Source organism: Methylobacterium sp. GXS13 (assembly GCF_001455965.1).
Classification (GTDB): Bacteria; Pseudomonadota; Alphaproteobacteria; order Rhizobiales; family Beijerinckiaceae; genus Methylobacterium.
The window spans coordinates 12119-25570 of sequence record NZ_LKKO01000025.1 but is presented as its reverse complement, the minus strand read 5'-3'; the positions used below and the strand labels follow the sequence as shown (position 1 = coordinate 25570).

The window sequence follows — 13452 nt, the reverse complement described above, 5'->3', positions numbered from 1 at the left end:
CATGCTGATAATTTTCTATTATATTTCTTGATATTCCATTTGACAAAATATATATTGCCACACATTTCAATCGAGTACCACGCCAATCCTCATGGGCATGATCGAAATAAATATTCCTTATCAAACTTGGTTCGTACATGTCGTCGGTCCTTCCATGAGACGACAGCATGCTGCACCGGGAACTCGCCATTGCGCAAATGAGTCAATTGGAGTGCGACGTAACAGCGAGACTTCTGTTAGGTTATCAACACCCTTGTGGAGAACGTCAAACTGCCTGATCACCCACGCAAATCTTTCATCATAAACTACAGACAAGCGTGAACTAACCTAAACGCTGCTTTGATGAGAAATCACCAGCAGGTAGTGAGCACCCTCCCGCACTCAATGATACTCCGATTGAACTTGGTAGGTCCGGTGGCGCAAACAGCATGTGCAGCTCGCAGCGCCAAATCGCTTAAGTGCCAATAGTGCATACTCTTCATGATAGATAAATGTTGAGGCGGTGCCATCTCATACGCTCCTGGCTTTCCACGCGCAGTCGGAGGCGCGGAGTGCGTGCTATGTTAAGAGCGGCAGCGGCTTCTGCACCTAAACGGGGAGAGACGATCGGGACACCGTCATCGCCGAAGGTAACGAGACCCGAATCGAAGGCGCTGTCCCACAGGGCGGACAGGAGCAGGCCGTTATGCACATTGAGCCGCTCGGCATCACTCGTGCACCGTGCCCACGGCACGATGTGTGAGGCACGCAGCAGCTCCGGCTCCATGATGCCAGTCAACGGACAGCGGGTGTTCCAATAGGCTAGTAGCGCCGCGCGGAATATATCCTGGCCGATACGGCGGCGGACGATCTCGTCGGACTCGGTCGTCCGCAGCTCGGCAGTTTCGCGCTCGAAGAATTCCAGCGGCAGCGTCGGTAGGCTCGTCGAGAGACGGTAGGCCGCCTTGACCGCCTCCGCTAGGGTATCGCGGCTCGTTAGAGCGAAAGCAACGCTATGCCCCCGGGCGGGCGGCGAGGCGAGTGGTGCGCCGAGCTCATGACCCACACCCGCGTGCTCGACAGATAGGAAAAACGGACCGACAAGGCTCGCTGCGGCGACAGCGATCTCCCCCGGCGTGGAGGCGGAGCGGGCGAACATCCATCCGTCGGCGAATTCGGGGCCGATCCTATAGCCATGCTCGGCCAGCGCGTCCCCGAGCTCGCTGCGCAGCGGGAACGGCGGGTTACGTAGGCGCCCGTCGGTGCCGGCTGCGATCATCCGCCCCCCCGGAAAGCTGGCGGCGCGGTACCGTCCGCGTGCAACACGTCGTACGCCGCGAGTACGAGTCGCGCGGTGCGGTACTCACCAAAGCGACGGCGCTCGCTGGCTTGGAGCACTCGGAAGGTCTCGGACGGGTAATCTGCGCCCATCGTCTCCTTGGGATCGAGTACGTAGCGGAGTTCGTCACGTGTCAGGCCGTAGGCGTGTGCATACCACGCATCAAGTTCGGCACGCAGCTGTGCTCGGCGACCTTCATCCCAGGCGAAAGGCGAGCCACAATATCCGAGATCGCGCGCGAAGTGCGCCATCGTATGACTAACATACGTCAGCTCCAATATTCTAGGTATAATATACTCAATATCTGTGTCCCTATATCCTGTCGGTGGTATCACTGCAATCTGTCGCATCGTGAAATACTTGAACGATGTTCCACCGAGTTTTTGCCTAGCCACAAAATCTGTTACTAACGAATTCAAGCAGGCTATCAAAGCCCCGCAAAGTTCTGCGGACGTAGAGGGAAGCAGCAGTAGAAATTTATCTCCAAACCCGCAGGCTGGAACCACTCCTGCTATCGTTGTGCGTATATCATGGCTGCGAGCGATGTCGCGCCAGCCCATAAGCCATTTATGCCGCCAGCCCTTGTCAGATGTGCGCTTAGTGACCTCGTGAGCCGGAACCCAGTACCGAGGTGCTGCCTCAAATGCAGGATCGGATTTTTCGAGCATAGTGGCATCTCGGCTTTCACCGCCGTCGTATGTGGCCCAGCGATGATCAAATTGATGAATCATCTTAGCCTCATAAAGTGGAGCCCATCGTTCTGATGCCACATTTATGTTCTCTGAAGTTTCTAAGTATGCCAGTTCTTCTAATTCAGTAGGTTCCGCTCTGACCTTCGACGGTTTTGTAGCCGCTCCGCGCACCCAATCCTGATCTTCGCGTCGCATACCGGCGGCAGTTAGTTGGGCAGCTGTGCGGAATAGGTGGCTGTCGTTCGACATGTGGAACATAGCCATGAACGACGTTCCCCAAGGATTGCCGGCCGCACCCCGGCCCTCCTCGAACAGCACAGGGACGCGCGCATATATGCGGGCCGTTAGCTCAGCGTCAGCCCTTGAGCGGAAAACGGGTGCAGTCTTCGTATTCGGGTTGAGGCGCTTAATGTCAGCAGGAGTAATTGCAAATCGTCTACGACTATCCGCAAGCTGGGCAACATCTCGAAGATAAGACGAAAAATAAGGAGATCCTTCGGAGCTTGATAGAATAAGTATTGAAAATCTATAAGAATGGTGAACACCGGGAAATATGAATTCTTCATTTTCGAATGAAGCGATTTCTGCCAACCGCTTTTTTTCAATCAGATGCGCAAAGAACGGTGCGGTAGTCGCGTCGGTTGCGATGCCCGTTGGAACGATTATGCCAGCTCGGCCGCTGGAGCGCATCAGATTAAGGAACAGCTCAGCAAATAGAGCATAAGTATTAACGTCGCCCCGGCCTGTCCAAGCGAAGCGCCGTCGCGGTCCTGGCTTACTTCCCTTAGTTGGGTCTTCATCTTTGGGTGCTGTGAAAAACACGGAGGAAGCTTCAGCAACTCGCAGAGCGAGACGGAAATCTTCCCAAAGCCGACGACCGGACGTGTTCGATTGCTCAACGGCTAACGCCCTAATCAGACGACCTCGTTCAGCAGCGTTACTGGCGGTAGCGATCTCCGGAGCACGAGTAGCAAAGTATTCCTGTTCCTGAAGCTTAATGCGCTCCCATGGCGGGTTGCCTAAAACCACGTCGAACCCGCCCGTTTCCATCGCAGCGGGGAACATCAATGGCCAATGGAACGCGCGGGCTCCCTCCGCGAGGGCAATCGCACACTCTTCAAGTGGGCCGAATATCTCTCCAACAGCGAGACGAGTACGAACGGCGCCTGTGGTCGGGATGGTAGCGGTGTTGAAATTTTCCGGCACGCCCCCTGTCTTAGGCGTTAGGAAGGCCGCTACGTAGAGATCGCAGGCTGCCTTGTCAGCCCGCCAACCGGTGTTTCGCTCTACGAAGAGCGCGCGCTTCGTCTGGATGTCGTCGGGCGAGTCTTCCGGTAATGCTCGCAGGCCACGGTCGTCGCGAGCAAGGCGCGCCGGAGGCAGGCCGGAGTCACCCCGCTCCCAATCAAAGCTTGCCTGACCCTCGCGCTCTGCTTTGTTACGCTTGCGGAACCAGGTCGCCGTTTCTTTGTCGTCGCCAGTGAGTGGCTTGTAGGCTTCGTCGGGTATTCCCTCGGATAGAGCGTCGAGGTCAAAGACGCCGAGCAGCGCGTCGCCGCAGCGGATGTTGGCATCCAGGAAGCCTAGCGGTTTGCCGGGCTGTACTGTCTCGATCCAGAGCGCGACTTTGGCGAGCTCGACTGCCATGGGATTTCGATCAACGCCGTGGATGCAGTGGCGCACGACATCGCGCAGAGCTGCCTGAATGTCGGGCGCATCGGGGTCGCGCAGGGTAGCAACACGCAGGGCCATGCGTCGCGCTGCGCCCAGCAGGAAGTGAGCTGAACCGCACGCCGGATCGATTACCGTCAGCCTTAAAATTGCGTCCTCTCCGCCTTCAGCCTCGGCGCGCTCAAGCACTGGATCGAGCGTAGCGTCTAGGAGCGCCTGCACCAATTTGTCGGGAGTGTAGTAGCTGCCCGACAACTTGCGGGCGTTGCCTCGGGCCTCAGCGCCGCCAGCAAAAGTGAATGTGCGACCGTGGTTAGCGAGCACGGGTACGAGTTCGAGCAGACCCTCGTAGACTGAGCCCAGCTCCTCGGTGGCCATGTCGCGCCAATTGATGCGCACGCGCCGGCCATCTCGCTCGATTAGCCATGATAGGCGGAAGACTGCGGCGAGGAAAGCGTGGTTTGGGATCGCGGCCCCGTCCAGGTGCGGCGTCGCGTCCGGCGCGAACAGCCCGCCAAGCGCGGGCAGCGCGAGGATCGGCTCGCCGCGAGCGAGCCCCGCGAAGACGATCTTCATCCCTTCCCAAGCGTCGCCGTGGTGGTCGTAGGCTGCGCGCCGGCTCGAGCGCTCGCGTAGGTACGTGAAGCCGTAGTTTTCGGCGTATAGCCGCGCGGCGGAGCTACCCGCCTCGACATGGAGCAGGCCACGCTCCTCGGCCACCGCAAGGAAGATCAGGCGATAGACGAGGCGCAGGAGCTGCTCGAAGAAGGCCGGCAGCGCCAAGCGCCCATCGGCCATTCGGTCCCGCATGTTAGGGTTAGCGTCGATCAAACCCTGCCCGAGTTTTTCTAAAACGTCGACCACGTTCTCGCCCAGCCGCTCACGAGCGGCGGTGCCGGCTTGCGCGCCGGCCTCACGCCAGCGCTCGAGGGCGCACTCGGACACGGGGGTGCCCGCAGCGCCGAAACGGCTCGCGTGGATCAGCAGCCACAGGACGGTGAAGTCCGCGAACATCTCGTCGCGCAGGATCGCACCGAGGTCGGCCTCGATCCAAGCGGGCCGCGTGAAACTCGCGTTGTCGCGCATCAGCCGCAGGCGGTCGCCGGAGAACACGATCCCCCAAAGCGCGCCTTCGCTAGCGTTCAGCCAGTCTTGGAGCAGCATCGTGGGCGAGCGGCGTGACTGGCCGCCGGTCACCCCATCGCCGAACTCTGGCAGCGCCTTGTGGAAGGCGTCTGCAACCGCGAGCGGCGCAGCGACCACGATCGGCACGCGGCCACTGCGGGCCTCAAACGTGATCCTGTAATAATGGCCGCTGAGCTCGTGGCTCGCCGGTCCGGCGAGATCGTCGAAGCCAAAAGCCTCCGACAGCAATCCTTGGACGAACGCGGCAGCCTGTGTTGCGTTTGGGCTCTCAAGGCGCGCGTAGCCGCGCCAATGGGCCTGGGCGATGCGGAAATAGCGCGTGATCTCGTCGCGCAGCATCACGCCCTTCGGCGCGCCGTAGTCGGCTGCGGACGGCACCGCGGCGGCGATGGCCGCGATCTGAGCCGGGGCGATCAGGCCTCCCTCGACGCTGATTGCGGTGAGGCCAATCTCGGCTGTGCGTCGGGGGGCGCGCGCCATTACTTGTCCTCTGGCAGGAGCACGTAGACGCCGAGGACGTCAGCCGGCAGCACCGGCTCGACTTTCGTTGTGGCGCCGCCCCCGGCGGCTGCAACGAGGCGCCCGTGGTTGTCCGAGAGCGCCTGAGCGCGCGCCGCGGCGTGCGCCTTGATGGCTGGTTCGTAACCGTCCAAACGCGCGAGCGCGTCCAACACGCGCTTCTCGATCACGAGCGGAGCAAGATTGCCGGCGGCTTCCGTCTCGAGCAGCGCCAGAGCGTCGAGCCCAACCATCGACGCTGCCGGGTCGAGGCCGCCGAAGGCGATACCTGTGGCCTCCTCGGCCAACAGCAGCCGGTTCGTGCGCCCGCTCGTGGTCAGCGTAAAGCGCAAGCGTAGTAGCAGGATAGTCGTCATGCGTGTCACCGCCAGAGAGCGCCATGCACCGGCCCGGCCGAGCGGCCGCGCCAAGCCCGAGGCCTCCGGGTCGAGCGCGCCCTCGCTCATCGACTCGGCGAGAATCGCCACGAGAGGGTGCGTGCGGCCAACATGCATGGTGCCAGGCTGCGTGTCGTCCGAGAATCCGACCCCGCGGGAGCCGCTAAAACCGCGCTGGGCGAGCCGCTCGCGCAGCGCCTCGGGCAAGGCGTCGGCATGGACGTAGCGGCCGCGGTCGAGGGGCGCGCCGACTCGCGCGAGAGCACGGGTGACGAAGCGCTCGACTTCGGCGGGACCGCCGTTGAGCGCCCGTATCGCGCACCACTCTGGTAGCACCTCCTCCGGGGTCATAGCCCCCTGAGCGTAGCGGGCACGACTCGCCTTCGCGCCCGCCTCCGCGTCACGCCAGCGCCGTTCCATACGGGTATCGGCGCCGCCGAACAGGTCGAGCATGCCTTGCCCGTGCGGGCGGCGTGAGCGCAGGAGCACAGCTTGCATGAGGGCGCCGGCGACGCTCTCGGCGTCGTCCGGGACCGGCACGCTCACACCTGTCGCCTTGCGGATCGCCTCAGCCTTGCGGGTGATGACCTCGAGCACCGCACCATCAATCATACTGTTTTCGCCGTACATCATGACGGTTCGTACCGCCGTCGAGCGCTGGCCGAAGCGATCGACACGTCCCTCGCGCTGCTGGTGGCGGGTAGGATTCCAGCTCAAGTCATAGTGGACCACCGCGTCGAACAGGCCCTGGAGGTTGAGGCCTTCCGACAGGCAATCGGTGGCAACGAGAAGGCGTGGTCGCTCGGGGTCGAGCGCGTCGATCCGCTCGCGCCGGTCGTTCGGCAGGATGCGTCCCGTGATCGTCAGAACCTGTCGATCCGGGTGGCGCCGCGTCAGCGCTTCGCCCAACGCCTCGGCGGTGGCGATGAAGCGGCAGAAGACGATCGGATTTGCCCCTTGCCCGTGGAGCGCGGCCAGCTGGCGATCGAGCTCAACGCGCTTCGGATCCTGGGCCGGATCGAGGTGTTCGACCGTGGCTATCAGCCGATCAAGCGCAGCCCGCTCCTCCGCTGCCTCGACGCCTGTGCTGGGCTCCACATCGGTGTCGGACAGCAGCCCCTGCTCCTCGTCGAGCAGGCTCGCCTCGACGCTCTCCGGATCACTCAGGCCATCGCGTCGGTTGCGTAGGGCGTGCAGGGCGGCGTCGCGTGAGGAGCCGACGCAGCGCATCAGCGCGAGCGTGCCCCAGAAGGCAAGGCGCCGACGCTGCGCGTCACCCCCCGCACGCTCAGTCACGCCAAGACAGTATTCGAGCACGTCCTCCTGAATGGCCGCCCAGCCGCCGGTGAGGACGAAAGGCGCCCCGCCGTCTAGGTCTAGGTGCTGCGGGAACGCGCGGGTCTCGGCCCAGCCCTCACCCTGGATGTCCGGGCGGCGACGCTGGACGAAGTGGCGGGCGAGGCCGCGAGCGTAGCGCTCGCGCGCGTTTGCGTCCCCACCCTGCGGCCCGAACGCGAAGTCAGGGTGCAGCAGGCCGAGGAGTCGGTCGAAGGCGTCCTCATCGCCGCTGTGCGGGGTCGCGGTAAGGAAGAGCATGTGACGCTGTGGGTCGGCCGCCAGCCGCTCGAGCACCTCGTAGCGCTGGTGGCGGCCGCGGCCGCCGCCGACGCAGGCGTGCGCCTCGTCCACGATCACCAGCGATGGGCAGTGGAGGGCGAAGTTCTCGCACCGGGCGTCGGCCTTGATGTAGTCGAGGCTGACCACGGTGTGTGGATAGGCTTGGAACAAGCTCTGCGAGGCAGGCAGGCCGCGTTCGAGCTGTCTCGCGCGCGACGATGTGACAGCTATAGCGTCAATGTCGAACTTTGACGCGAGTTCTTCGACCCATTGCTCGACGAGGTGCGGCGGGCACAAGACCGTGAACCCGTCAACCATGCCGCGGTCCATCATCTCTCGGGCGATGAGCGCCGCCTCCACCGTCTTGCCAATCCCAACGTCGTCGGCGATCAGGAGGCGCACGACTGGGAGCTTGAGCGCCATCATCAACGGCACGAGCTGGTAAGCGCGTGGTTCCACACCGAGTTGCGCGGCGGAGCGGAAGGGACCGGCACCGCGGCGGAGCGAGAGGCGTACCGCGTCCGCGAGAAGTCGGGCGGCGTCTTGAGTATCACTGCGATCCGGCGCGGGAGGCGTGAACCGAGCAGGGCGGACCGGCGGGCGCTCCAGTGCAAGCGCAAGAGTTTGGGCGTCATCTTCCGATCCTGACAACGGACGCAGCCGCAGCAGCATGTCGTCGGGCGAGGGCAGCACGACCCACTCACGGCCGCGCGCGGCGACGAGATCACCGGGCTGAAAGCGTGCGTGTTCGGTCATCGCGGTCCGAGATACTCGAGAAGATCGGCGGGCAGCTCAGCGGGAGGCGTGAGGGGTAGCGGCAAGACATCAATCCCGAGGTCTACGCAGGCTGCTTCGACCTCCGCGGCCACACCGCCGGGGCAGCCCAGTAATCGGTGGTCCGGCCAGTAGAGCGGGCAATGCGTGCCGGCTACAACCCGACTCGTTGGTCTCGGCAACGACCAATCGGCGATAGCAGAAAGCCATCGGTCGACCGCAGTGGCTTTAGCAACCTCGTTCGTGATGATCGTCACCGCCCCAGATTGAGGAGTGGTATTCTGTGCGATGGGGGCGGTCGCGTTTACGAGTGCCTGCAGGAATGCGACGACGTCTCCGTCTTGTCGATCGATCAGCTCGTGGTCGAGCTGGTTGCTGTAAGACAACAGGCAACGGTAACAGCCTGCGACGCAGGCCTCTTCTTCCGAGGCGGGCGGTGTCCCATCGTACGGTTCGACGTAGTGCATGAGGCGCAGCGCTTCGCGCGCGAGCAAAGACACAAAGCCTGCCTCACCGACAAGGCGCTTAAGGACGCCCGCTCCCCCTTCGGTTGCCTCGTAGAGTAGTATGGCGCGCCGCACATCGCGGGATGGCAAAGGCTCGCCCACGATCTCGCCCTCTTCGAGTTCGGCGACCACCGCCAGGGCCCGCACCAGGGCGTGCTGCAGCGTAGCCATCTGGGCGGATGAGAATGATCGCTGCGGGCGCAGCAGTAGAGCGTTCTTATGGTCCTCCACCACCGGCACTATCCGCTGAGAGCGCGGCGCCGTCACGACGTCGCCATCACCCGCGTCGGAGTTGTTGGCATCCGTCGTCCAACGGCCGCTCACAGGGTCGATGGCAAAACCGGCGATGGAGGTCTGCTTACGCCGCCGCAGGCCCTTGTTGAGCCGGGCGAGCCGCGTTCCGGTGCCATAGTCCATCTGCAGTAACGGGACGCCCTTATCCGCGATTTCGAGGCGGCGGATGTCGGGGACGCCGCCGCTGAGTGGCCACTCGAACACGGTTAGGATTTCGAAACCCTGACGCTGACGGTCTTCGTCGTTCGCGCTGATACGCGCTTGCGGCTCGGCCTCGACGTTGTCGACGCGAAACGCGTTGTCGATCTGCTCCGCCCCGGTCAAAGACGCATCGCAGGCGTGACAGCGCTCTGCCCGTGGGTCACGGTGCGCCGCCCCACAATCCGCGCACAGGATTAGCGTCTTCACGTCCAGCGATCCGCCATCGGTTCGGGCGTGGGCAGGCAGCTTCGCGCGGGTCACGCGGAAGGCGCGTCCCTCGTGGTAAATCAAGCTGCGTGGACCGAACTCCGCGATGGCCAGGAACCGGGGCCGCTGCAACATGGCGGCCCGCGTCGCGGGGATCGAGGCGTAGAGCGGCAGGCGCGGAAAGTTGTATCCTGGCAGGAAACCTTCGGTTGCTAGGTATCGATAAGTGTAGAAGTCCGAGCCCGCCGCGGCGCGCCCGCGCTCCAGCAGCTCGAGTTCCTGCGTCGCTCGGCGGTAACGGGCAAGCGCCTCCTTGCGCTCGCCCGGGCGCGGGCCGGCCCGTCGCTGAATCTCGTCGGCCCCGCGCTGCTCGTCGAGCGCGCCACGGTACAGTTCGCGCCAACGATCAAAGGCTGAGGAAAGCTCCGCGCGCGCGTCAGCCGCAACCGCGTCGGCGAAGCCCGCGGCTTCGTCGAGCCAGGGGATCTCGTCGGCTCCCTCAATCGCGTCGCGCGTAGCTGCGAGCAGGGCCCGCATCCCGGGCAGCGCCGCGCCGTTCGCATCCGCCTCCGCCAATGCGGTGTCCCGCTCTGGATCCAGGGGTAGGCCTGTATCGTCCATGGCGAGGTTAGTCGGGATATCGGGGTCGAGCGCGACGCCGGACGCGGCCAGCCACTCTGCGTGGAGGTGACTCCGGACGAGGTCTTGGTTGGCAATGTCGAGGGCTGGCGGCCGCACGATGCCGGCGACGAGGCCGGCGCGGTCGGCGAAGTGATACTGGTCGTGCGGAGATTGAGCTGCACAGTAAGTCACGACGAGCGCCGCCTGGCCAGACCGGCCTGCTCGCCCGGCGCGCTGGGCGTAGTTAGCGGGTGTCGGAGGGGCATTGCGCAGGTAGACCGCGTTCAGCTGGCTGATGTCGACGCCGAGCTCCATTGTCGGCGAACAAAACAGAGCCGGCAGGAACGCCTTACCCTCGAAGCTGGGGCCCTGGCGGTCACGCATCGCTTCAGCCCTTTCATCGAGCCGCTCTCGGTCCTTCGGCCCGTACCTGAAGCGGTCCTCGCGCCAGGCGCGCACCTCTTGGTCGACTTGCGCCGTGTGCTCGCGCGACTCGAATGAGAACGGAAGCGCGCCCGACTGCTCGAGCATCAGCGACGTGCGTTCGTAGAGGGCGCGGTAGAACTGGTTCGCGGCGCGCCCGTCTGAGCGGCCGGTAGCTGGGTAAAGGCGCAGCGCCGCCGGCGCGAGACGCCAACCAGGCGCATCGGAGCCAGTGGAAACGCGGCGGACGATCTGATGTGCCTCGGCCGCCGCGAGCAGGCACCGGATGAGCGCGTCGTACGCGGCGCGCGGGAGCGGCGTCTCCCAGAGCGACTTGGCCGACAGCTGGCGGCCGAGGGCGCCGCGTGGACCGGCGCGCACGATCAGAAGATCCTCCGCTGCCGAGTGCCGGTCGGCGCGGCGCGGCGCGTCGATCATCAGGAAGCCTGCCTGCCGCAGATCATCCTGTTCGAGTGCGTCGATCGACCATGGATGGGCGAGCCGGTCGCGGGACTCCTCGGCAATCTGGCGCATACGAGCGTGATCGAGGGCGTCCGCTGCAACGGCGAGGCCCGTGCGCATGTGGTCGAACAGCAGTTCGAAGAGGTGCTGGCGCAAAGTTGGGTGGGCCGTAGCAAGCTGGGCATTGCCTCGAAAAAGGCTCTCGTCATGAGCAAGCTCGGCAAGACCGGGGAAGCCGACGCGAACGAGGCCGACCTCCTCCAAATTCGGATTGGTGAAGCGCCATCCGCGCCGCAGGTCAGCCCAGACGCGGTGGGCGAGCACAGCCGTGAGCGTCTCCTCCGCCTCCTGCCGGGGGAGGTAGCCGCGCGGGTTTGGGTTGGCCATCCACTCCGCGGCGCGGGCGGGCTCGTCGGGGGAGAAGCCGAGCGCCGTCCTCACGGCATCGCCGAAGGCCGAGGGCTTCAGGCCTTGTGCACCTGCCTCGCGGACGGCACGTACGATGCCGGCGCGTAACAGCGTGACGAAGATGAAGTCGTTGAAATGGCCCGCCTGTAGAGCGGCGTCCTGGCGGTTGTCGGTGAAGCCCAGAATCTTGCGCTTCTCCGCATCGATCGTGCCGTCGGCGTCCATCTCGGCGAGCAGCGTCGCCACAAGTAGCGTTGTGGCCGAGCTTCGCCCTTCTGCCGAAAGAGAGGCGAGCTTGTTGGTGTCGCGTGCCTGCGGCGCCGGCACGTGGCGGCAGCACGGGCAGAAGCGGTAGCGGCCTGGGAAGAACCATGCCGGCACGCCGCCCTCCGCCGGGTGACCGTCGCGCCCGAGTTCGAGCAGCTCGCCCCGGTGTGGCTTTCGGGTCGCCTTAAGGCGCTCGACGCCTGCCGGCGTTACCTCCTGCCAATCCTCGGGGTAGTCGGCGACATCTCCGGAGAAGGGGAAATCTGCGTTGACGGCTGGGATGAGGAACCCCTGCCTCCGCCCCGCAGCGTCCGCCGTATCGGCGGGGACCTCGTCGATAGGGCGTGGGATGACCTCGCCGACGGCTGTGAGGCTGACGCTATGGGCCTCCTGCCCACACTCCCGGCAGAAGAAGGTGGGGTAGAGCCGCGCAGTCTCATCCTCTGGGTCGTACTTCTGCCCGTCGAGGAGCACTCGGCGCGAGGCGGGCGTCGCCAGCGTCGTGTAGGCGCGGCCCGCACCCGAGATGAACCGATGGAGCCGGAACGCCAAGAAGGCTCGGTCGCCGCTCCCTCCCCGCCGGTCTTCGGGACGCCCCATCAGGGCGAGCATCCCGGACAGCGCTGCACGGGCCTGGTCAAGTTCGACCGCGGCATGATCGGACAATAGGCATGCGGCCGCTTCGAGCGTCGTTGGGCGCCGGCGGGTGAGACCCTCACGGTCCTCAACCCCGATCTCGGTCTCGATCCACACCGCGAGCGGATTGCGGTGCAAAGCCGCGTCGTCCGCATGTATCGGGGTCGGTACGAGCACGGCCTCGCGTAGTGCGGCGCCGAGGGTCTCGCTACGCAATGATGGATCTGTTGCCCGGGTCAGGCGCTCGCCGATAACGGCATTGTGGCTCATTGCTACGCCAAACAGCTTGCGGCCTACCCGGGCGACGGCGGCGTTACGCTCCGTCTCGTCGGCAGCCGTCGACATTGTGGCCGAAGTGCCGATGCACAGGAGGTCTGAGCCGACGCCGAGGCGGTGCTTGACCCGGCGCACCAGCATGGCGACGTCCGCACCCTGACGCCCGCGGTAAGTGTGGAGCTCATCGAGGACGAGGAAGCGGAGCCCCGCGGCGTTGGCGATGACCTGCTGGTCGAGCCCATCCTGCCGGGTCATCAGCAGTTCGAGCATCATGAAGTTCGTAAGCAGGATGTCTGGCTTCTCCGCCGCAATCTCCTTCCGGCGGGCATCGCTCTCCTGGCCCGTGTAGCGCGCGAAGGTTGGGCGCAGAGCCGGATCGAGACCGGCTTCGCCTACGAACTTCTCAAGCTCCTCGAGTTGCGAGTTCGCCAGTGCATTCATCGGGTAGATCACGATCGCCCGTGTCGCAGCGGCCTCTCCCGCGCGTTTCGCTCGCACAACGGCGTCGATGATCGGCAGGAAAAAGCAGAGCGACTTGCCCGACCCAGTGCCGGTCGTAACGATGAAGCTCTCACCGGCCTGCGCCTTAGCTAGCGCACGGCTCTGATGGCTGTAGAGCGTGATCGGTATCCGGTCCGAGCCTGCTGCGAAGATCGTGGGTAGCGCCGGATCGACGACACCCTGGGCAGCCAGCTGATCGATAGTCAAGGCTGACTCGTAGCGAGGATTGATAGTGATCAGCGGTTCCGGCCAGAAGCGGCCGCGCGCATACGCCTCGTCGACCTGTTGAGCTATCTCCGGGGCCTTGATGCGCGAGAAAGAGCGGGCGAAAGCCTCGTACTGAGCGATAAGCGCTCGGTCCCAATCGAAGATATCCACGCACGTTTCCTCGTCCCGCGGCTTGGTTTGGTGTGGCTCGCGTCAGCGACCCTTTCAACCTGAGGATGAGAATTCTCAGGCCGTGTGGTTTCGGCGCACAATGACCTCGACTCGCCAAAGACGGCCTATCGGCTGCCGCCGGCATCCACATGCGAGGG

Annotated in this window: 4 protein-coding genes; all 4 read right to left on the bottom strand. The window is 64.3% G+C overall.

Annotated features, from left to right (window positions below; translation table 11 throughout):
• Positions 1-478: 478 nt before the first annotated feature.
• From AO398_RS08435 to AO398_RS08425, 4 genes are read right to left on the bottom strand one after another with little or no spacing between them, the layout of a single operon-like run.
• The gene (locus AO398_RS08435; RefSeq protein WP_058191619.1) at positions 479-1258 is read right to left on the bottom strand and encodes an HNH endonuclease; all 780 of its coding nucleotides are present in this window, start codon (positions 1256-1258) and stop codon (positions 479-481) included.
• Entirely contained in the window at positions 1255-5307 is a 4053-nt protein-coding gene (locus AO398_RS27370) for an N-6 DNA methylase (protein ID WP_082643191.1), read from the bottom strand. The genes AO398_RS08435 and AO398_RS27370 overlap by 4 nt, the downstream gene beginning before the upstream one ends.
• Positions 5307-8096, bottom strand: coding sequence for a DEAD/DEAH box helicase (locus tag AO398_RS08430; RefSeq protein WP_058191618.1), 2790 nt, complete (start codon positions 8094-8096; stop codon positions 5307-5309). The genes AO398_RS27370 and AO398_RS08430 overlap by 1 nt, the downstream gene beginning before the upstream one ends.
• Positions 8093-13294, bottom strand: coding sequence for a DEAD/DEAH box helicase (locus AO398_RS08425; protein WP_058191617.1), 5202 nt, complete (start codon positions 13292-13294; stop codon positions 8093-8095). The genes AO398_RS08430 and AO398_RS08425 overlap by 4 nt, the downstream gene beginning before the upstream one ends.
• Positions 13295-13452: the final 158 nt, after the last annotated feature.